Origin of the sequence: Planococcus chinensis, from assembly GCF_042681545.1 — a bacterium.
In the GTDB taxonomy this organism is placed as follows: domain Bacteria; phylum Bacillota; class Bacilli; order Bacillales_A; family Planococcaceae; genus Planococcus; species Planococcus chinensis.
Genome location: NZ_JBHUFW010000004.1, coordinates 64,206 through 86,616 on the forward strand (window position 1 = coordinate 64,206; position 22,411 = coordinate 86,616).

Annotated in this window: 18 protein-coding genes; 17 read left to right on the forward strand and 1 reads right to left on the reverse strand. The window is 51.5% G+C overall.

The genetic code is table 11. From position 1 onward, the window contains the following. Window positions 1-218: 218 nt before the first annotated feature. From ACFSDB_RS02845 to ACFSDB_RS02885, 9 genes are all read left to right on the forward strand, one after another. On the forward strand, window positions 219-2,354 hold the full coding sequence (locus ACFSDB_RS02845) for a (Fe-S)-binding protein (RefSeq protein ID WP_204891092.1): 2,136 nt from the start codon (window positions 219-221) through the stop codon (window positions 2,352-2,354). Window positions 2,355-2,797: 443 nt separating this feature from the next. Beyond that, window positions 2,798-3,997 carry an acetyl-CoA C-acetyltransferase gene (locus ACFSDB_RS02850; RefSeq protein WP_204891091.1) on the forward strand — a complete coding sequence of 400 codons (1,200 nt, stop codon included), beginning with the start codon at window positions 2,798-2,800 and terminating at the stop codon, window positions 3,995-3,997. Next, on the forward strand, window positions 3,997-4,848 hold the full coding sequence (locus ACFSDB_RS02855; protein WP_204891090.1) for a 3-hydroxybutyryl-CoA dehydrogenase: 852 nt from the start codon (window positions 3,997-3,999) through the stop codon (window positions 4,846-4,848). The genes ACFSDB_RS02850 and ACFSDB_RS02855 overlap by 1 nt, the downstream gene beginning before the upstream one ends. 17 nt (window positions 4,849-4,865) lie before the next feature. Continuing rightward, window positions 4,866-6,002 (forward strand): acyl-CoA dehydrogenase, encoded by a 1,137-nt coding sequence (locus ACFSDB_RS02860; RefSeq protein ID WP_204891089.1) that lies wholly within the window; start codon window positions 4,866-4,868, stop codon window positions 6,000-6,002. Window positions 6,003-6,185: 183 nt separating this feature from the next. Beyond that, on the forward strand, window positions 6,186-7,325 hold the full coding sequence (locus ACFSDB_RS02865; RefSeq protein ID WP_204891088.1) for an acyl-CoA dehydrogenase: 1,140 nt from the start codon (window positions 6,186-6,188) through the stop codon (window positions 7,323-7,325). Between the two features lie 18 nt (window positions 7,326-7,343). Next, on the forward strand, window positions 7,344-7,988 hold the full coding sequence (locus ACFSDB_RS02870; RefSeq protein WP_204891087.1) for a TetR/AcrR family transcriptional regulator: 645 nt from the start codon (window positions 7,344-7,346) through the stop codon (window positions 7,986-7,988). Window positions 7,989-7,991: 3 nt separating this feature from the next. After that, complete coding sequence (icmF, locus tag ACFSDB_RS02875) at window positions 7,992-11,243, forward strand: fused isobutyryl-CoA mutase/GTPase IcmF (protein WP_204891086.1); 3,252 nt, start codon at window positions 7,992-7,994, stop codon at window positions 11,241-11,243. An 863-nt stretch (window positions 11,244-12,106) separates the two neighbouring features. Continuing rightward, complete coding sequence (gene rpoE, locus ACFSDB_RS02880; protein ID WP_204891085.1) at window positions 12,107-12,709, forward strand: DNA-directed RNA polymerase subunit delta; 603 nt, start codon at window positions 12,107-12,109, stop codon at window positions 12,707-12,709. A gap of 155 nt (window positions 12,710-12,864) precedes the next feature. After that, entirely contained in the window at window positions 12,865-14,460 is a 1,596-nt protein-coding gene (locus ACFSDB_RS02885; RefSeq protein ID WP_204891084.1) for a CTP synthase, read from the forward strand. Window positions 14,461-14,513: 53 nt separating this feature from the next. Here ACFSDB_RS02885 and ACFSDB_RS02890 read toward each other — a convergent pair whose 3' ends face one another. After that, window positions 14,514-14,993, reverse strand: coding sequence for a DUF2529 family protein (locus ACFSDB_RS02890; RefSeq protein ID WP_377339058.1), 480 nt, complete (start codon window positions 14,991-14,993; stop codon window positions 14,514-14,516). A gap of 110 nt (window positions 14,994-15,103) precedes the next feature. Here ACFSDB_RS02890 and ACFSDB_RS02895 point away from each other — a divergent pair, with 110 nt between their 5' ends. The 8 genes from ACFSDB_RS02895 to ACFSDB_RS02930 all read left to right on the forward strand — a co-directional run bounded on the left by ACFSDB_RS02895 (window position 15,104) and on the right by ACFSDB_RS02930 (window position 22,103). After that, a complete protein-coding gene (locus tag ACFSDB_RS02895; protein WP_204891082.1) occupies window positions 15,104-15,463 on the forward strand; it encodes a response regulator in 360 nt (119 codons plus the stop codon). A gap of 86 nt (window positions 15,464-15,549) precedes the next feature. Then, window positions 15,550-16,407: a class II fructose-bisphosphate aldolase gene (locus ACFSDB_RS02900; RefSeq protein ID WP_204891081.1), complete on the forward strand. Its 858-nt coding sequence runs from the start codon at window positions 15,550-15,552 to the stop codon at window positions 16,405-16,407. Window positions 16,408-16,486: 79 nt separating this feature from the next. Further along, entirely contained in the window at window positions 16,487-17,149 is a 663-nt protein-coding gene (fsa, locus tag ACFSDB_RS02905) for a fructose-6-phosphate aldolase (RefSeq protein ID WP_204891080.1), read from the forward strand. Between the two features lie 94 nt (window positions 17,150-17,243). Continuing rightward, window positions 17,244-18,542 carry a UDP-N-acetylglucosamine 1-carboxyvinyltransferase gene (locus ACFSDB_RS02910; RefSeq protein WP_204891079.1) on the forward strand — a complete coding sequence of 433 codons (1,299 nt, stop codon included), beginning with the start codon at window positions 17,244-17,246 and terminating at the stop codon, window positions 18,540-18,542. 74 nt (window positions 18,543-18,616) lie between these two features. After that, window positions 18,617-19,582: a class II fructose-bisphosphatase gene (glpX, locus tag ACFSDB_RS02915; RefSeq protein ID WP_204891078.1), complete on the forward strand. Its 966-nt coding sequence runs from the start codon at window positions 18,617-18,619 to the stop codon at window positions 19,580-19,582. Between the two features lie 122 nt (window positions 19,583-19,704). Then, the gene (rho, locus tag ACFSDB_RS02920) at window positions 19,705-20,988 is read left to right on the forward strand and encodes a transcription termination factor Rho (RefSeq protein WP_204891077.1); all 1,284 of its coding nucleotides are present in this window, start codon (window positions 19,705-19,707) and stop codon (window positions 20,986-20,988) included. 151 nt (window positions 20,989-21,139) lie between these two features. Then, a complete protein-coding gene (gene rpmE, locus ACFSDB_RS02925) occupies window positions 21,140-21,352 on the forward strand; it encodes a 50S ribosomal protein L31 (protein ID WP_204891076.1) in 213 nt (70 codons plus the stop codon). A gap of 157 nt (window positions 21,353-21,509) precedes the next feature. Then, window positions 21,510-22,103, forward strand: a complete 594-nt coding sequence (locus ACFSDB_RS02930; protein ID WP_204891075.1) for a thymidine kinase — start codon at window positions 21,510-21,512, stop codon at window positions 22,101-22,103. The last annotated feature ends 308 nt before the right edge of the window (window positions 22,104-22,411 follow it).

Below are 22,411 nucleotides of genomic sequence, written 5' to 3' on the forward strand. Positions count from 1 at the left end.
GCAGCGATGCTTTTTTTATTGCTGAACTCTTCAGAAATAAGGGGTTCATAAAAAATGGGGGATGTGTATAATTAAAAATGAAAACCCTTTCAGTTATGGGTTGACTGAATGCTCATTCATATTCTAATATAAAAGAAAGAATCGACAATGCTGCAAGGGTCACGTACTATTTACTTAAGGTTTTTTAGGGAGTTGCACATCACAAAGGGGGATTTTCAATGGAGCCATTGCTCATAGCAAACTGGGTGCTGTTTTTGGCCATCACGATATATGCAGTGTACCTATTCGTGTATTTGCTAAAGACACGCTATGATTTCATCAAGCTCGGAAAGAAAGCGGAGTTTGAAGAAAACTTCAACGAACGCTTGCGTAAAGTCATGGTCAATGTCTTTGGCCAGAAGAAGTTGATGAAGGACAAAAAGAGCGGGACGATCCACGTCATGTTCTTCTACGGATTTTTATTAGTACAGGCAAGCGCCATTGATTTTATCATCAAAGGGCTTGTGCCGGGCGCGCATCTGCCGCTTGGGCCGCTTTATCCGGCATTCACGTTCTTCCAGGAGATCGTGACGCTGACGATTCTCGTCGCTGTTGTCTGGGCTTTCTATAGAAGATACATTGAAAAACTGGTCCGCTTGAAGCGCGGCTGGAAATCAGGCCTTGTGCTGATTTTCATCGGCGGCTTGATGGTTTCGGTTCTCGTCGGGAACGGTGCTTCAATGGTTTGGCTGGAGCACGAACGAGCTTGGACAGAACCGGTCGCTTCGGTATTCGCGACCCTGTTCGCCGGGCTTCCGGCCACGGCTGCCGCTGCCATTTTCTACGTCATGTGGTGGGCGCATCTGTTGTTCCTATTGACATTCCTGGTGTACGTACCGCAATCCAAGCACGCCCACTTGATCTTTGGACCTGTGAACACGTGGTTCCACCGCGTCGACCATGTCGGCCGTTTGAAGCCGATCAATTTCGAAGAACTTGAAGACGCGGATGACGAAGATGAAGTGCCTTCGTTCGGCGTCGGGAAAATCACGGATTTCACGCAGACGCAAATGATCGATTTCTACGCTTGCGTAGAATGCGGACGCTGCACGAATATGTGCCCGGCAACCAATACCGGGAAAATGCTTTCCCCGATGGACTTGATCACGAAGCTTCGCGATAACTTGACGAATACAGGCGCGGTCATGACCCGCCAGAAACCGTGGGTGCCGGCACTGGCATTCAACAACTCCAAAGGCAACCAGCTCGCAATGGCTGCCGGAGCGGAAGGCGTTTCAATCGACGACCTTTACAGCCCGAGCTTGATCGGTGACGTCATCACAGAAGAGGAAATCTGGGCGTGCACAACTTGCCGCAACTGTGAAGACCAATGTCCGGTAATGAACGAGCACGTGGATAAAATCATCGACCTTCGCCGTTACTTGGTAATGACGGAAGGGAAAATGGACAAAGATGCTCAGCGCGCGATGACCAACATCGAGAAGCAGGGCAATCCATGGGGCCTTAACCGCAAGGAAAAAGAAAACTGGAGAGACGCGGCGCCTGACGTCAGCATCCCGACAGTGAAAGAAATGAACAAAGCCGGCGAAGAATTCGAATTCCTCTTCTGGGTTGGATCGATGGGTTCATTCGACAGCCGTTCACAGAAAATCGCCATTTCGTTCGCACGTTTGATGAATGAAGCGGGTGTGAAATTCGCGATTCTCGGCAACAAAGAAAAGAACTCTGGAGACACGCCGCGCCGCCTCGGAAACGAATTCCTGTTCCAGGAACTGGCGACAGCGAACATCCAGGAGTTTGAAAAAGCGGACATCAAGAAAATCGTGACGATCGATCCGCACGCTTACAACATCTTCAAAAACGAGTACCCGGATTTCGGCTTTAAAGCGGAAGTCTACCACCATACAGAAATGCTGTTCGAGCTGGTACAGGATGGCCGCCTGAAACCGCAATTCCCGGTAAATGAAAAAATCACATTCCATGATTCCTGCTACCTGGGCCGTTACAATGATGTCTACGACGCACCGCGGGAAATCCTGAAAGCGATCGAAGGCGTGGAATTGGTCGAAATGGTTCGCAATCGCCAAGATGCCATGTGCTGTGGCGCTGGAGGAGGATTGATGTGGATGGAAGAAGACACTGGCCACCGCGTTAACGTCGCCCGTACCGAACAGGCGCTTGTCGTCAACCCGACCATCATCTCTTCCGGCTGCCCTTACTGCTTGACGATGCTGTCCGACGGCACGAAAGCGAAAGAAGTCGAAGAAACCGTCGGCACATACGATGTGGCAGAATTGCTAGAGATGGCAGTGATCGGCAAACAGACACCGATGCCGGAACCAGTCGTTCAATAAGAATTGCCAAAAGAGCGAAAATTGTTTAAGATAATAGCATAAGCGACAAAAAAGAAAGGGAGTTTAACCACTCCCTTTTGTTTTGGATTAAAGCCGAGCGAGCGTTCAGTCAATCATATTGGCCGAAGCTAGCGAAGCGATGCAGGCGCAAAGTTCTTATCCGCATTAATTCTAGAAACGGTAACTTTCTCGAAGCTAGCGAAGCGATGCAACCGCAAAGTTCTTACCGGCATTAATCCTAAAAACGGTAGCTTCCTCAAAGCTAGCGCAGCAGAAACAAGTTATCGGCGATTTAAAAGTTTTATCGGCGAGTTAGAACAGCTTATCCGCGATTCGAAAAGTTCTCTGCAGCCAGCCAATTTTCTTAACCAGGATCAATGAAACACCAGCATAATTTTTTTACTCAGCTTTGAAAACGGTTACAAACAAGGAGGAAAAAGATCATGGCAAAAACAGTTATTCTTGACGGGGCACGTACAGCATTCGGGAAGTTCGGCGGGAATTTGAGCACGCTGACGGCAAGCGAACTTGGTGCGGAAGCCATCAAAGCGGCGATGAGCCGCGCAGGCATCCAGCCGGAAGACGTACAGGAAGTCATCATGGGGAACGTTCTCCAGGCAGGCCAGGGGCAGATCCCTTCACGCCAAGCAGCGAAAAAAGCGGGGATTCCATATAACGTCAAATCCGAAACGATCAATAAAGTCTGTGCATCCGGAATGCGCGCTATCACGCTCGCTGACCAGATCATCCGCTTAGGAGACGAAGAAGTCATCGTGGCAGGCGGCATGGAGTCGATGTCGAACGCACCGTATTATCTGCCAAAAGCACGTTGGGGCCTTCGCATGGGCGATGCACAAGTAATTGACGGCATGGTGCACGACGGTTTGTCTTGCTCTTTCCATCCAGATAAAGTCCACATGGGCACCTACGGAAACTCGACGGCTGAAGCATTCTCGCTGACGCGTGAAGCACAGGACGAATGGTCGGCCCGTTCACATGAGCGCGCGATAAAAGCGAAAGATTTGTTCGCGGAAGAAATCGTCGCGATCGAGATTCCGCAGCGCAAAGGCGATCCGATTACAGTCGACACTGACGAGGCGCCGCGCGCGAATTCAACCATCGAAGCATTGGCGAAATTGAAGCCGGCATTCGGTAAAGACGGCACGATTACGGCTGGAAACGCACCGGGGATCAACGACGGAGCAGCAGCGCTTGTCCTGATGAGCGAAGAACGCGCTGAAAAAGAAGGCAAAAACGTCCTGGCTTCAGTTCTTGCGCATACGGAAGTCGCTATCGAGCCAAACCGTTTCCCGGAAACACCCGGAATTGTCATCAATGAATTATTGAAGAAAACCGGCAAATCATTGGATGATATCGACTTGGTGGAAATCAACGAGGCATTTGCGGCAGTAGCGCTTGCAAGCTCGCAAATTGCAAACCTCGACGCTGAAAAAGTGAACGTCAACGGCGGTTCAGTGGCGCTCGGCCACCCGATCGGTGCAAGCGGAGCGCGCATCATTTTGACGCTTGCTTACGAATTAAAACGCCGCGGAGGCGGCATCGGCATTGCGGCCATCTGCTCTGGCGGCGGACAAGGCGATGCCATCATGATCGAAGTTCCAAAACAGGAGGCAAACGGATAATGGCGATTCAAAACGTAATGGTAATCGGTGCCGGACAAATGGGATCCGGCATCGCCCAAGTGTGTGCACAAGCAGGATTCAATGTGAAATTGAACGATATGAAGCAGGAAGCGTTCGACCGCGGGCTGGGCAACATCACGAAAAACTTGTCCCGCAACGTAGAAAAAGGACGTCTGACGGAAGAAGAGAAAACGGCGATCCTTGGCCGCATCACCCCGTCGCTCGATTTGAAAGATGCGCATGACGCAGACATCATCATCGAAGCGGCTGTCGAGAACATGGAAATCAAGCACAGCATCTTCAAAACTTTGGACGAAGTGGCACCGAAGCACGCAATTCTGGCTTCGAACACTTCTTCACTTCCGATTACGGAAATCGCAGCAGCGACCAACCGTCCGGAACAAGTCATTGGCATGCACTTCATGAATCCGGTGCCGGTGATGAAGCTGGTGGAAATCATCCGCGGACTCGCAACAACAGATGAAGTTTATAAAACCGTTGAAGAAATGACGCTGAAACTTTCGAAAACACCGGTGGAATGCAACGACTTCCCAGGATTTGTCTCAAACCGCATCCTGATGCCGATGATCAACGAAGCGATTTTCACGCTGCAAGAAGGCGTTGCAACAAAAGAAGCGATTGACGACATTATGCGCCTCGGCATGAACCATCCGATGGGGCCGCTGCAATTAGCTGATTTTATCGGTCTGGATACTTGCCTCTACATCATGGAAGTGCTGCACGACGGTTTCGGCGACAGCAAATACCGCCCAAGCCCGCTCTTGCGCCAATACGTTAAAGCCGGATGGCTCGGCAAGAAAACCGGCCGCGGATTCTACGAATACAGCTAATTTTAGGGGGAACCGCAATGGATTTGCGATTTACAGAAGAACAATTGATGATGAGAAACATGGTGCGCGATTTCGCGAAGGAAGAAATCACGCCTTATATCGAAAGGATGGAAGAAGGGCATTTCCCGCGGGAGATCCTGAAGAAGATGGCGGAACTCGGCTTGATGGGCATTACAGCTCCTGAAAAGTGGGGCGGCTCTGAAATGGACTTCACTTCTTATATTATCGCCATCCACGAACTGTCGAAAGTCAGCGGCGTGATCGGCGTTATTCTTTCGGTCCATACGTCGGTCGGCACGAACCCGATCTTGAATTTCGGCACCGAAGAACAGATCCAGAAATACGTGCCGAAGCTTGCATCCGGCGAATACCTGGGTGCCTTCGCTTTGACGGAACCGTCAGCCGGCTCGGACGCAGCAAGCCTGAAGACCAAAGCCGTTCTCCAAGGCGACCGTTACGTGCTGAATGGCTCGAAAGTGTTCATCACCAACGGAGGCGAAGCCGATACATACATCGTTTTCGCTTCGACAAAACCGGAAGCAGGCTCGCGCGGCATCTCCGCTTTTATTGTTGAAAAGGATTTTCCGGGCTTGATCGTCGGCAAAGACGAAAAGAAAATGGGCCTTCACGGTTCACGCACGGTCCAGTTGACGTTCGACAACATGAAAGTGCCGGCTGAAAACCTGCTGGGCCAGGAAAATAAAGGCTTCAGCATCGCCATGGCCAACTTGAACGTCGGACGCATCGGCATTGCAGCCCAGGCGCTCGGCATCGCCGAAGCAGCGTATGACCATGCGGTGGCCTACGCGAAAGAGCGCGTCCAGTTCGGCAAACCGATTGCCCAGCAGCAAGGCATCGGATTCAAACTCGCAGACATGGCAACGCAAGTCGAAGCGGCGAAACTGCTCGTCTACAATGCAGCTGACCTTTACGCACGCGGCAAGGATTGCAATAAAGAAGCTTCCATTGCAAAGCTCTTCGCTTCCAAAGCGGCGGTAGATGTGGCGATCGAAGCGGTCCAAGTATTTGGCGGCTACGGCTATACGGAAGATTATCCGGTGGAAAGATTATTCCGCGACGCAAAAATCACGGAAATCTACGAAGGCACGAGCGAAATCCAACGAATGGTCATCAGCAAGCAATTGATCAAATAAACCTCTCCATATTGAAAGGTATATCTTAGCGCCGGCGCGTCAAAGGGCTAGGCGAAGCTATGAGACGAGTGTTCTTCTCGGCTCATGGCGAGAGCCATGCCCAAAGCGTCCGAAGCGGTGTATGAACTTTAAATTCTTATGTTCAACTTAATATAAAACACAACTAACTGGAGGAATTAGAAAATGAACTTTCAATTAAGCGAAGAACATGAAATGATCCGCAAAATGGTACGCGACTTTGCCAATAAAGAAGTGGCGCCGACTGCAGAAGAGCGCGACGAGGAAGAACGCTTTGACCGCGAAATCTTCGACAAGATGGCTGAACTTGGCCTGACAGGCATTCCGTGGCCGGAAGAATACGGCGGAATCGGCTCTGACTATTTGGCTTACTGCATCGCGGTGGAAGAATTGTCACGCGTCTGTGCGTCGACTGGCGTAACGCTTTCAGCTCATACATCTCTTGCCGGATGGCCGGTCTACACATTCGGGACGGAAGAACAGAAGCAGAAATACCTTCGCCCGATGGCAGAAGGCACAAAAATCGGCGCGTACGGCTTGACGGAACCAGCATCAGGCTCTGACGCCGGCGGCATGAAAACGAGCGCCAAGGAAGACGGCGACCACTATATCCTGAACGGCTCGAAAATCTTCATCACAAACGGCGGCATCGCGGACATCTATATTGTCTTCGCAGTAACCGATCCGGAATCGAAGCACAAAGGCACGACGGCATTCATCGTCGAGAAAGACTTTGAAGGCTTCTCGGTCGGCAAAAAAGAGAAGAAACTCGGGATCCGTTCAAGCCCGACAACTGAAATCATCTTCGACAACTGCCGCGTGCCGAAAGAAAACGTCTTGGGCGAACTTGGCCAAGGCTTTAAGATTGCGATGCAGACGCTTGACGGCGGGCGCAACGGAATCGCAGCGCAGGCTGTCGGAATCGCACAAGGCGCATTGGATGCATCTGTCACTTACGCGAAAGAGCGCGAGCAGTTCGGCAAGCCGATTGCGGCAAACCAGGGGATTTCATTCAAATTGGCGGACATGGCAACTTCAATCGAAGCTTCACGCCTTCTGACTTACCAGGCAGCCTGGTTGGAATCCAACAAACTTTCTTACAGCAAAGAATCGGCAATGGCGAAATTGATGGCTGGCGATACAGCGATGAAAGTTACGGTCGAAGCGGTTCAGGTATTCGGCGGCTACGGCTATACGAAAGACTACCCGGTGGAACGCTATATGCGCGATGCGAAAATCACTCAAATCTATGAAGGCACACAGGAAATCCAGCGTCTGGTCATTTCCCGTATGGTCACGAAATAACAACCGGAGGTTCGGCCCATGAATAAAAAGCGCGAAGTCCAGTCCTCTGTGAAAGACGAAAGCCTGATTGCAAAGCGCCGGGCGCAGATGATCCGGGGCGCTGTCACGCTTTTTAAAGAGAAGGGCTTTCACCGGACGACGACAAGGGAAATAGCAAAAGCATCCGGCTTCAGCATCGGCACGCTCTACGAATACATCCGGACAAAAGAAGACGTGCTGTACTTGGTCTGTGACTCGATCTATGACGAAGTGCATGCGCGGCTCGAGACGCTCGATATCGAAAAAGGCTCGTTGAACGTGCTGGTCACGGCAATCGAGCATTATTACGGCTTGATCGATGACATGCAGGACGAATTCGTCGTCATGTACCAGGAATCGAAATCGCTGCCGAAAGATGCGCTGCAATATGTGCTTAACAAGGAAATGGAAATGGTGTCGCTGTTCGAGCGCCTTTTGAAGGATTGCGCGGAAAACGGCGAGCTGAATTTGGAGCCGAAGCAAATCACGCTGGCTGCCCATCATTTATTTGTCCAAGGGCAGATGTGGGCGTTCCGGCGCTGGGCGCTCCGTGATTACACCATTGAAGAATTCATCAAAACGCAAACGCAATTTCTGCTGCAGGGGATGGCAGGGGAAAAAATCACGATACAGGGGGTCCAATAGATTATGGCAACAGTTCAAGAAGAAAAGACCTACAAGCCGAAAAACCATGTCCGTTTTGTCACTGCGTCCAGTTTGTTTGACGGCCATGACGCGTCCATCAATATCATGCGACGCATTTTGCAGGCGGCCGGAGCGGAAGTCATCCACCTTGGCCACAACCGGTCGGTAGAAGAAGTGGTCAACGCGGCAATCCAGGAAGATGTCCAGGGAATCTGCATTTCATCTTACCAGGGCGGCCATATGGAATACTTCAAGTATATGTACGACCTTCTTCAGGAAAGAGGCGCTGGCCACATCCGCATTTACGGCGGAGGCGGAGGCGTCATCATGCCGCGGGAAATCAAGGAATTGCATGACTACGGCATCGCCGGCATTTTCTCGCCGGAAGATGGCCGCAAAAAAGGCCTTCAGGGCATGATCCAGGAAATCGTGGAAGAATGTGATTTCTCGACGGTGAAAGAAGATCTGCCGCTTGAAAACATTTCCGCTGACAACCCGGTCGCGCTTGCGAACTTGATCACCGCTGCTGAAGAAGCGCATACACGCGATACCGATACGGATGAATTGCTTGCAGCTGCCCGTGCACAGACAAAAAACACGCCGGTCCTCGGAATCACCGGAACAGGCGGAGCGGGCAAGAGCTCGCTGACGGATGAACTGATCCGCCGTTTCCTGTCTGAACTGCCGGACAAGAAAATCGCGATCCTTTCGATCGACCCGACGAAACAAAAGACGGGCGGCGCGCTTCTTGGCGACCGCATCCGCATGAACGCCATCTTCAACAAGCGCGTATTCATGAGAAGTCTTGCAACCCGCGGTTCGCGCACGGAATTGTCCGGTGCGCTCGGCGATGTGCTTGACGTCGTAAAAGCGGCAGACTTTGACCTGATCGTTGTCGAAACAAGCGGGATCGGCCAAGGGGACGCGGAAATCGCGAACTTCTCCGACGTCTCGATGTACGTCATGACAAGCGAATTCGGAGCGCCGTCGCAGCTTGAGAAAATCGACATGATCGATTACGCAGACCTGATCGTCATCAATAAATTCGAACGCAAAGGTTCGGAAGACGCACTCCGCCAAGTACAGAAGCAATTCCAGCGCAGCCATCTGCTTTGGGATAAGGATTTGGATGAAATGCCGGTATTCGGCACGATTGCCAGCCAGTTCAACGACAAAGGCACGAACTCGCTTTTTGCAGCGCTTGTCCATACAGTCAATGAAAAATGCGGCACGGAATGGACGACCGATTACGACCAATTCGTCAAAACGCAAAAAGAGAACTTGATCATCCCGAACGACCGCCGCTACTATTTGCGCGAAATCACGGATACGGTACGGGGCTACCATGCGAAAGCGAAGGAGCAGGCTGCTTTTGCCCGCCGCTTGTTCCAGCTTGAAGGCGCAATCGAAGCAGTTAAAGAAAAAGCGCCGGACGATGCGTTGGTCGCTTCACTTCAATCGCTCGCTTATGGCGTACGCGAAGAATTGACCGCTGAATCCAAACGTATTCTGGAAAACTGGAAGACGTTGAAAGAAGCGTATGCCGGCGATGAATTCGTCACTACGGTTCGCGACAAGGAAATCCGCACGATTCTGCGGACAGACAGCTTGTCCGGGCTTAAAATCCCGAAAGTCGTTTTGCCAAAATTCGTGGACTACGGCGAAATTTTGGAATGGGTCCTTCTGGAAAACGTACCGGGTTCATTCCCTTATACGGCCGGAGTATTCCCGTTCAAGCGCGAAGGGGAAGATCCGAAGCGCCAGTTTGCGGGTGAAGGAACACCGGAACGCACAAACAAAAGATTCCATTATTTGTCAAAAGACGACGATGCAAAACGCCTGTCCACGGCATTCGACTCGGTGACGCTGTACGGCGAAGACCCGGATCACCGTCCGGACATTTACGGAAAAGTCGGCGAGTCGGGCGTATCGATCTGTACGCTGGATGACATGAAGAAACTATATGCAGGGTTTGACCTATGCGCGCCGTCGACATCGGTTTCGATGACGATCAACGGCCCGGCACCGATCATCCTGGCAATGTTCATGAACACAGCGATCGACCAGCAAGTGAAAATCAATGAAGAGAAATTCGGCCGTCCGTTGACGCTCGAAGAATTCACGGAAGTCCGCGAATCCACACTTCAAGTCGTGCGAGGAACCGTACAAGCCGACATCCTGAAAGAAGACCAAGGGCAGAACACGTGCATCTTCTCGACGGAATTCGCACTTCGCATGATGGGCGATATCCAGCAGTACTTTATCGACCACAAAGTGCGCAACTATTATTCGGTATCGATTTCGGGCTACCATATTGCCGAAGCGGGCGCGAACCCGATTTCGCAATTGGCGTTCACCTTGTCGAACGGGTTCACGTACGTGGAGTACTACTTGAGCCGCGGCATGAACATCGACGACTTTGCACCGAACCTTTCGTTCTTCTTCTCGAACGGCCTGGATCCGGAATACACGGTCATCGGCCGCGTGGCACGCCGCATTTGGGCGATTGTCATGCGTGATAAATACGGCGCGAACGAACGCAGCCAGAAGCTGAAATACCACGTCCAGACGTCGGGCCGCAGCTTGCACGCACAGGAAATCGATTTCAACGACATCCGCACGACGCTGCAGGCATTGATGGCGCTGCAGGACAACTGCAACTCGCTGCACACAAATGCCTACGATGAAGCGATTACGACACCAACGGAGGAATCCGTACGGCGCGCGATGGCGATCCAGATGATCATCACGAAAGAGCACGGCTTGTCGAAAAACGAGAACCCGCTGCAAGGCGCGTTCATCATCGAAGAAATGACGCAGCTTGTCGAAGAAGCGGTGCTCACGGAATTCGACCGCATCAACGACCGCGGCGGCGTGCTTGGCGCGATGGAAACGCAATACCAGCGCGGCAAGATCCAGGAAGAGTCGATGTTCTACGAAATGAAAAAACATACGGGCGAACTGCCGATTATCGGCGTCAACACGTATTTGAACCCGAACCCGCAATCGGACGACGACATCAATGCGATGGAAATCGCCCGCGCGACGAAGGAAGAAAAAGAAACACAAATCGCCAACTTGCGCGCATTCCAAGAACGCAACGCATCAGACGAAGCTTTGGCTCAACTGAAACACGTAGCGAAATCCGGCGGCAACATCTTCGAAGAATTGATGGAAACCGTAAAAGTCGCAAGCCTCGGCCAGATCACCACTGCCTTGTACGAAGTCGGCGGGCAGTATCGCCGGAATATGTAAGGTTATAAGTGGAACTACTAGTGATCTTTCACTATCGATATTCCGCAAAACAGCTTCGCTTGCCGCGGGCGAGCGCCGAGCCGCTTCGTCGCTGCGCGACTCCAGGGTCTCGGCTGTCTCGCTATCCCGCAGGCAAGTACCGGCCAAACAGCATTTGGCCGGTACTTTGCGACGAAGCGCGTAGCGCTGCAGGAGCAGTAAGGTTTTCTCCGCTGTTTTGCTCCATATCTTAGAGAATTTTGATCAACCAGGTTCATAACATGAGCATTTCTCTTATAGAGAGCCTGTCCAGCGCCGGCGCGTCCAAGGGCTAGGCGTAGCTATGAGACGAGTGTTCTTCTCGGCTCATGGCGGGAGCCATGCCCAAAGCGGCCGAAGCGGCATATATAAGTTCGCTTGATTAGTTCCGCTTATATAGAAAAGCTGTTAGAGTTGGACTTAGAAGAGAAAAATCGCTTGCGGAAGGGCCGCAAGCGATTTTTTCTGCTTATCATAGGCGAGCGGATGTGTTGATTTAAAGAGGGCGTCGCTGGTATTATATTCGCTTAGCCCAAACACGCTGAAGCAAGTCGCTTTGCAGCACCAAAATCTGTATAATAGAAAAGAATGCACAGAAGAATTCACAAAGGACGATCGCCCATGCCGAAATACGTGCACTACATCATCATTACCCTTTGCATCGTGTTGACTTTCTTTCTTTACAATAAAGCGCTGGGATCGATTCCGTTCTTGATCTTGTCGTTTTACTTGTTTTTTTTCGCTTGGACACAAGTTCGGGGCAGAAAAAAGAAAACACGGTAGCGGAGCGCAACAACTTTGTATATAATGAATTGAGTTAATGATAGAGAAGGGACGTGCACAGTTTGAAATTACGTGAATTATCAAGAGATGAACTGATCGAAGAGTCGTTTGTCGACTTGACATATGCAATGCTGGAAGAGACGCACGAAACAAGAACGTATAGCGAGCTGGTTGCGGAAATCGAAAACTTGCTTGGCTTGTCCAAAGAAGACATGAAAGCGCGCCTTGTGCAGTTCTACACAGACCTGAACATTGATGGCCGCTTCCTGATCCTTGGCGAAAACCGCTGGGGCCTACGCGAATGGTACCCGGTGGAACAGATCGAAGAAGAATCAGCTCCGACGGTCAAAGTGCGCAAGAAAAAAGCGAAGACTCAAGAAGAAGACGATTTCGACGATTTGGACCTCGAGCACGAGGACGAGTTGGAATTCGATGATTTCGACGAAGACGATGAGGATGACGACGATGACGATGATGATGACGTAATCGGCATCCGTGTCGATGAAGAGGACGACATCCTGAAAACGCCGGAAGTGGAAGTCCTGGACTTCGATGTGGACGACGAAGATGAGGAAGATGTCGACGTGCTGGTGGAAGATATGGACGGCAACATCATCGATGACGAAGAAGACGAAGATGACGACTTGGAAGATGACCTCAAGTAGTCTGAACATTTTTTTACCTTGACTTAAGAGGCAAGACTGGATAAGATTTTACTGGGCTCCTTAAAAAGGAGAAATGATCTGTACAGTTTACGCGCTCCCTCTGCACCATGCAGGCGGGGCGCTTTTTATTTTTACCATTGAAGGAGGAAATGAGCATGACAAAGTATATTTTTGTGACCGGGGGTGTGGTATCATCACTCGGCAAAGGGATCACCGCCGCATCACTCGGGCGTTTATTGAAAAACAGAGGGTTGAAAGTGACGATCCAGAAATTCGACCCGTACATCAACATTGACCCGGGCACGATGAGCCCTTACCAGCACGGGGAAGTTTACGTGACGGACGACGGCGCAGAGACGGATCTGGACCTTGGCCACTATGAGCGTTTCATCGACATCAATTTAAATAAATACTCGAATGTGACGACGGGGAAAGTCTATTCGACAGTCATCCAAAAAGAGCGCCGCGGCGACTACCTGGGCGGAACAGTCCAAGTCATCCCGCACATCACCAATGAAATCAAAGACCGCCTCCTTCGCGCAGCGAAAACAGCACAGGCTGATGTGGTCATCACCGAAATCGGCGGAACGGTCGGCGATATCGAATCGCTGCCATTCCTGGAAGCGATCCGCCAGATGAAATCGGACCTGGGCCGCGACGATGTCATGTACATCCACTGTACGCTCATCCCGTACCTTGGCGCTGCAAAAGAAATGAAAACAAAACCGACGCAGCACAGCGTGAAAGAATTGCGCAGCCTCGGCATCCAGCCGAACCTGATTGTTGTCCGTACGGAATATCCGGTGCCGCAGGAAATGAAAGACAAAATCGCGTTGTTCTGCGATATCAAAGCGGAAGAAGTGATCGAGTCGCGTGACGTTGATGTAATCTACGAAATGCCGCTTCGCCTGCAAGAGCAGAACATGGACCAGATCGTTCTTGACCATTTCGGCATTGAAGCGCCGCAAGCGGACATGACGGAATGGAACAGCCTCGTCGACAAAGTGAAATCCCTGTCGAAAACGGTCCGCATCGGCCTTGTCGGGAAATACGTTGAACTCCAGGATGCCTACATTTCAGTCGTAGAAGCGTTGAAGCACGCAGGCTTCGCGTTCGACGCAGAAATCGAAGTGGAATGGATCAACGCAGAATACATCAATGCAGAAAATGTTGCCGAGCAATTGAAAAACGTTGACGGCATCCTGATCCCTGGCGGATTCGGGGACCGCGGTGTGGAAGGCAAGATTGCCGCCACGCAATTCGCGCGCGAAAACAATGTGCCATTCTTCGGCATCTGCTTAGGGATGCAGCTCGCTTCTGTCGAGTTCGCCCGCAGCATTATGGACATGAAAGGTGCGCACTCTTCGGAATTGGATCCGAAGACGCCTTACCCGGTCATCGACTTGCTGCCGGAACAAAAAGACATCGAAGACCTTGGCGGCACCCTTCGCCTGGGCCTATACCCGGCGAAATTGCAGGTTGGCTCAAAAGCGCACGAAGCATACGGTGAAGAATTGGTGTACGAACGCCATCGCCACCGCTACGAGTTCAACAACGAATACCGCGAGCAGTTCGAAGCGGCCGGATTCAAGTTCTCAGGAACAAGCCCGGATGGCCGCCTGGTGGAAATCATCGAGCTAGAAAACCACCCGTGGTTTGTCGCTTGCCAATTCCACCCGGAATTCATCTCTCGTCCAACGCGCCCACAGCCTTTATTCAGAGAATTCGTCCGCGCCTCACTCGGCGAATAAAAGTTGCAAAGAAAAAAGCCTTTCCGTTTTCGGGAAAGGCTTTTTGTTCAATCTCATTCCGCCAGCATTTCATCGATTGCCAGTTTGACCGCATGGAAGACGTACAGGGCGCCGATGGCATAGGGATGCACGGACCGGCTGCCGTCATCCAAAGGGATCAGCCCTTTTCTGATGCCGAGCGAGACGGCTGCATCGGCTTCGATGCCTTCCCGGGCCTCGCCGAAGAGCACGGCGAAGGGAAGGTGGGCGTCATTGAGGCGCCCGATCAATTCATCGGCTTCGTCGTTTCTCGCAAGAATCCAGACCCGGTCTTCCGGCATGACGATGCTCTGGGGCGTCCATTCGACCGCCTTATGCAGCGGCTCCGCCCCTTCAAGGGCGACGGGAAGAACTGCTTTCATCTCGCCGAAGGCCGCAAGGAAGATCGTGCCTTCGCCGATGGCCGCCTGAGCGAGCAGCCGAGCGGTTTCTTCAATGGACTCCTCCTGCTGGGCGATCCGCTGGAATAGGCCAGCCAGTTGGGTTGTCAGCATTTTCATCTTTACTCACCTCGTATTAATGAGTATACCAGATGAGCAATGAGTAGAATAACTTGGCAGCATTTAGTAAAATGGAAAGAAAACACAGGAAGGAATGAAGCCTTTTGCACACGATACTGATCGTTGATGACCAGACGGGCATACGCTTATTATTAAACGAAGTATTCAAAAAGGAAGGCTTCCATACCTTGCTGGCTGCGAACGGGAAACAGGCGCTGCAGCAAGCGGAGGAGACGCCGCCTGATGTGGTCCTGCTCGATATGAAAATTCCCGGAATGGACGGCATCGAGATTCTCAAGGGGCTGAAAAAGCTTCAGCAGGATATCCGGGTCATCATGATGACCGCATACGGCGAACTCGATGTCATCGAGGAATCGATTGACAACGGAGCGTGCTGTTATTTCACCAAACCGTTCGATGTTTTTGAAATCCGCAATGCTGTAAAGGAAATGTTAAGAGACTGATATATGCCCGAAGTGGCGGAATCATGCGGTTTTTGGTATAGTATAAAGGATATTTGGATAGAGCCACTGCTGAGGAGGAAATAGGAATGCCGTTAGTTTCAATGAAAGAAATGATGATCAAAGGAAAACAAGAAGGCTATGCAATCGGCCAATTCAATTTAAATAATCTTGAGTTCACGCAAGCGATTCTGCAGGCGGCACAGGAGGAGAACTCCCCTGTCATTCTTGGCGTATCAGAAGGCGCAGCCCGCTACATGGGCGGCTTCACCACAGTTGTACATATGGTGAAGGGCTTGATGCACGATTATAAAACGACTGTTCCTGTGGCCATTCACCTGGACCACGGTTCGAGCTTCGAAAAATGCAAAGAAGCGATCGATGCCGGATTTACATCTGTCATGATCGATGCATCGCATCACCCGTTTGAAGAGAACATCGAAATCACGAAACAAGTGGTGGAATATGCACATAAAAATAACGTGTCTGTAGAAGCGGAACTGGGCACAGTCGGCGGACAGGAAGACGACGTCATTGCAGACGGCGTCATTTATGCCGATCCGCAGGAATGCAAGCAGCTTGTCGACGAAACGGGCATCGACTGCCTCGCGCCGGCTCTTGGATCGGTCCACGGCCCTTACAAAGGCGAGCCGAACCTTGGCTTTAAAGAAATGGAAGAAATTTCGCAGCTTTGCGACGTGCCGCTTGTCCTGCACGGCGGAACCGGGATTCCTGTGAAGGATATCCAGCGTTCTGTTGCACTGGGGACGGCAAAGATCAATGTGAACACGGAAAACCAGATCGCTTCGGCGAAAGCGGTCCGTGAAGCATTGGCGAAAGATACGGAAATGTACGATCCGCGCAAATACTTGACGCCGGCACGTGAAGCGATCAAAGCAACTGTCATCGGCAAGATGCGTGAATTCGGAAGTTCAGGAAAAGCTTAATAACACAAAGAATGGATGAAAGAGAGAAGCGTCCGATGGGTGTCTTCTCTTTTTTCCATCAAACTAGGAGGAAAACACAATGAAATTTTTTATTGATACAGCTAACTTCGAAGAAATCAAAGAAGCATATTCATGGGGCATCCTTTCCGGCGTGACGACCAACCCGTCATTGGTAGCGAAAGAGAAAAATGTTTCATTCCACGACCGCTTGAAGGAAATTGCGGCACTTGTCGACGGATCGATCAGCGGGGAAGTCATTGCGCTTGATGCGGAAGGCATGATCAAAGAAGGCCGCGAATTGGCTGCACTTGCACCGAACATCACGGTGAAATTGCCAATGACGCCGGACGGCTTGAAAGCATGTTCAGTTCTTGCATCAGAAGGCACAAAAGTCAACGTGACGTTGATCTTCAGCGCGAACCAGGCACTTCTTGCTGCACGTGCAGGCGCTTCATACGTTTCGCCATTCCTTGGACGTTTGGACGATATCGGCCATAACGGCATGGATTTGATTGCGACGATTGCAGAAATTTTTGCAATCCACGATATCCAGACGGAAATCATCGCCGCTTCCATCCGCCACCCGCAGCACGTGACAGACGCAGCATTGAACGGCGCGCACATCGGCACAATGCCGATCAAAGTGATGCAGCAAATGTTCAAGCACCCACTGACGGATAAAGGGATCGAAGCATTCCTGGCAGATTGGGAAAAACGCTCTGTTGAAGAAGGCGCCAAGTAAGGATTGCCTGGCTCTGGTGGACGCCAATTGACCAATTGGACTTTAACGGCACAGGAAACCCTTGCCCGATAAAGTGATAAAAAGGAGAAATTAGATGGACGTTTATAAAATAAAAGGCGGAAAGCGCCTTTCAGGCACGATCAAAGTGAACGGGGCAAAAAACAGTGCCGTGGCATTGATTCCCGCATCAATCCTGGCAAACTCGCCGGTGCAGATCGAAGGCTTGCCTGAAATCTCTGATGTTTGGACATTGAAGAATATCCTGGAAGAAATCGGGGGGGAAGTCTCATTTGAAGGCGGAACGATGAATATCGATCCGACCCATATGATCGACATGCCTTTGCCGAACGGCAACGTGAAAAAATTGCGTGCTTCCTATTATATGATGGGTGCGATGCTCGGCCGCTTCAAGCATGCAGCAATCGGGCTTCCCGGCGGCTGTTTCCTTGGACCTCGTCCGATCGACCAGCACATCAAAGGCTTTGAAGCACTGGGTGCCAAAGTGACGAATGAACACGGCGCCATCTACCTGCGCGCAGATGAACTCCGCGGGGCGAAAATCTATCTCGACGTGGTCAGCGTCGGAGCGACGATCAACATCATGCTGGCGGCGGTCCTCGCAAAAGGGCAGACCATCATCGAAAACGCGGCGAAAGAACCGGAAATCATCGATGTGGCTACGTTGCTGACGAACATGGGCGCGAAGATCAAGGGAGCGGGGACGAATGTCATCCGCATCGACGGCGTGGAAGAGCTTCACGGCACAAACCACACCATCATCCCGGACCGCATCGAAGCCGGAACATTCATGGTCATGGCAGCAGCGATCGGCGACGGCATCACGATCGACAACGTCATTCCATTCCATATGGAAGCCCTGACGGCGAAACTTCGCGAAATGGGCGTCGATGTCCAGGAAGGCGAGGAATCGATCTACATTCCGAAGCCGGACCAATTGCATGCTATTGACGTAAAAACCTTGGTTTATCCAGGCTTCGCAACCGATCTGCAGCAGCCGTTCTCGGTCTTGATGACGCAGGCGACCGGATCTTCCATGATTACGGACACGATTTACTCGGCCCGCTTCAAGCATATCGACGAATTGCGCCGTATGAATGCCAGCGGACGGGTGGAAGGCCGCGCTGCGGTCATCACCGGCCCGACGCCGTTGACGGCAGCGACAGTTGTGGCATCCGACCTCCGTGCAGGCGCCGCTTTGGTGATTGCCGGACTGTTGGCTGAAGGGGAAACGGAAGTCCGCGAGATCTACCATATTGAACGCGGCTATTCGGACATTGTCCAGAAGCTGCGCGGCCTTGGCGCCGACATCCGCCGCGAGACGGTGGATCCGGTTGCCAGCTCGCAATCCGAGCACGGCGCGAATACGAACTGACTTCTTTTTGGCTTTTTGCAATATGCAACATTATTTAGAGATGGACCTATAGCTGAACGGGAGGAACTGATATTATGGAACGAAGTTTATCGATGGAACTGGTTCGGGTTACAGAGGCTGCAGCAATTGCCTCTTCCAAATGGATGGGCCGCGGCCTGAAGAACGAAGCGGACGACGCTGCGACGACAGCCATGCGCAATGTATTTGATACCATTCCGATGCGCGGAGTGGTCGTCATTGGCGAAGGCGAAATGGACGAGGCACCGATGCTCTATATCGGCGAAGAGCTCGGAACCGGCCAAGGGCCGGAAGTGGATGTCGCAGTCGACCCGCTTGAAGGGACGAACATCGTCGCTGCCGGCGGCTGGAACGCACTGGCGGTCCTGGCGATTGCAGACCGCGGCAATCTGTTGAATGCTCCGGACATGTACATGGATAAAATTGCAGTCGGTCCTGAGTCAGTTGGCAAAATCGACATCAATGCGCCGGTTATCGACAACCTGCGCGCTGTCGCCAAAGCGAAAAACAAGGATATTGAAGACGTGGTTGCAACAATCCTTGACCGGCCGCGCCATAAAGACATCATCGACCAGATCCGTGCCGCTGGCGCACGCATCAAATTGATTACGGATGGCGATGTGGCCGGGGCGCTCAACACGGCATTCGATAAAACCGGCGTCGACATTCTGTTCGGCGTCGGCGGTGCTCCTGAAGGCGTCATCGCGGCAGTCGGCCTGAAATGCCTAGGCGGCGAAATACAGGGCAAACTGCTTCCGCAGAACGAAGAGGAAGCGCAGCGCTGCAAAGATATGGGCATTGATGTGGGCAAAGTCCTGAAGATGGAAGACCTTGTCAAAGGGGACGACGCGATTTTTGCCGCAACCGGCGTAACGGACGGCGAATTGCTGCGCGGCGTACAGCTGAAAGGCGCATTCGCTGAAAGCCATACATTGGTCATGCGCGCAAAATCGGGCACCGTCCGCTTTGTTGAAGGGCGCCACAGCTTGAAGAAGAAACCGAATCTTGTCATGAACGATTGATCAACTTCTAAAATGAGTCCGGCGAATGCCGGGCTCCTTCTTTAAAGATCTTTCCTAACCTATCCAACGAATGATCCTCAAAACAATTAACCCTAAAAAATGAGTAAGAGTGGTGTCCCATAATGACGACAATAACAATTTCCGCATTGGAAAACATGACGCTGAGAGAGCTGTACACTTTGGCGAAAGAATACAAATTGACGAACTACAGCAAATTGAGCAAGAAAGAACTGATTTTCGCCATCTTGAAAACACGCGCCGAGCAAGAAGGCTTCTTCTTTATGGAAGGCGTCCTGGAAATCATCCAATCGGAAGGCTTCGGCTTCCTGCGCCCGATCAACTATTCGCCAAGCTCGCAGGACATCTACATTTCCGCTTCCCAGATCCGCCGCTTCGATTTGCGGAATGGCGATAAAGTATCCGGGAAAGTGCGCCCGCCGAAAGAGAATGAACGGTATTTCGGACTGCTGCAAGTGGAAGCCGTCAATGGCGAAGACCCGGAAGTGGCCAAGGAACGGGTCCATTTCCCGGGACTGACGCCGCTTTACCCGGACCGCCACATCAAACTGGAAACGACACCGGACCGGCTGTCGACACGGATCATGGATTTGGTTGCACCTGTCGGATTCGGCCAGCGCGGCCTGATTGTCGCACCGCCGAAAGCCGGCAAGACGATGCTGTTGAAGCAGATCGCCAATTCCATTACGACAAACCATCCGGAAGCGGAATTGATCGTGCTGTTGATTGATGAGCGCCCGGAAGAAGTGACGGACATTGAGCGATCCGTGGATGCGGACGTCGTATCTTCTACGTTTGACGAAGTGCCGGAAAACCATGTGAAAGTGGCGGAACTCGTCCTTGAACGGGCGATGCGCCTGGTTGAGCATAAACGGGACGTCATCATTCTGATGGATTCGATTACACGCTTGGCGCGGGCATATAATTTGGTCATTCCGCCGAGCGGCCGTACACTGTCAGGAGGGATTGACCCGGCTGCATTCCACCGGCCGAAACGCTTTTTCGGGGCAGCCCGCAACATCGAAGAAGGCGGCAGCCTGACAATCCTGGCCACTGCATTGGTTGAAACGGGATCGCGCATGGATGAAGTCATCTACGAGGAATTCAAAGGCACCGGCAATATGGAGCTGCATCTGGACCGCAGCCTCGCAGAACGGCGCATTTTCCCGGCGATCGATATCCGCCGCTCGGGCACGCGCAAAGAAGAACTTTTATTGCAGCCGGATCAGCTGGACAAATTATGGGCGATCCGCAAAACGTTTTCGGATTCACCGGATTTCGGGGAACGTTTCCTGAAAAAACTCAGCGGCACCAAGACAAACGAGGAATTTTTCGAGCAGCTGGCCAACGAATTGAAAGCTCATCGCAGCAATAAAAAGATGATCTAAATGGTTGCAAACAGCAGCCGGATTTGATATGATTATGAAAGTGAATCAATACATGACTATTGCATATATGGCCTAAAGAGCCATGTAAGGCAATAGCAAAATAGATCATAAACTCTGTTCCAGATGGTTCAGGGCGGGAGGAGAAAAACACATGAAAACAGGTATTCATCCAGATTACAAACAAGCAACGGTAACTTGCTCTTGCGGCAACAGCTTCACTACAGGTTCTGTAAAAGAGAACATCAACGTCGAGCTTTGCTCAGAGTGCCACCCATTCTACACTGGACGCCAGAAATTTGCTGCTGCAGACGGCCGCGTAGACCGTTTCAACAAAAAATACGGCATCAAAGAAGAAGCCAAGTAAGATCAAAATATACCTGCCAAGCGCGAAAACGCGAGGCAGGTATTTTTTTGGTTTATTGCTCGGATAATCCTTTTACATAATGTGAAAATAGCAGTAATTGCCGCCGAATTTAGGTATGATAAAAATAATGAAAAGCGTTTGAAAGGGGTCTCACTATATGTACGTCATGAAACAGTCAGGCTGGGTTGAGCTGATTTGCGGAAGCATGTTTTCAGGGAAATCGGAGGAGCTCATCCGGCGTGTGCGCCGTTCGCAATTTGCAAAACAGAAGATCGCAGTTTTCAAACCGAAATTGGACAACCGCTATAGCGAAGAAGAAGTTGTTTCCCATAACGGCACCAAAGTCATTGCCTTGCCGATCGGGCATTCCGAAGAATTATGGAATTACATCTCAGATGAATACGACGTCATCGCAATAGACGAAGCGCAGTTTTTTGATGACGAGATCATCGCGAATGTCCAGAAGCTGGCAGACCATGGCTTCCGGGTCATCGTGGCCGGACTGGACCAGGATTTCCGCGGACGCCCGTTCGGTCCGATGCCGCACCTTTTGGCTGTCGCCGAGCAAGTCACGAAATTGCAGGCTGTCTGCACCGTATGCGGTTCACCCGCGAGCCGGACACAGCGCCTAATCGACGGCAAACCGGCCGGCTCCGATGACCCGACGATCCTGGTCGGAGCATCAGAAGCCTACGAGCCGCGCTGCCGCCATCATCATGAAGTGCCGGCAGGCGTGACGGTTAGTAATTGAAATTAGTTTCTTCATATTATGATTAAAGCTTTGAGGAAATCGCTGCAGGCGGACGCTTTCCGCGGGCATGGCTTCAGTCTCCTCGTCGCTGCGCTCCTGCGGGGCCTTCAGCTCATGCTATTCCCGCTGGAGTCGCCGCCTTTCGCTCTTTCTTCTAAGATTCATATGGAGATTTATGAAGATGGATTCTACCCTTTGCTTAGCAGTTCGGCTTTTCAATAAATTTTTGTTAGAACTAATTTCATATTGAGTGTAATTTATTTAAGGATATGGAGCAAAACAGCGGAGGCTCGAACGCGAGCCCGCGG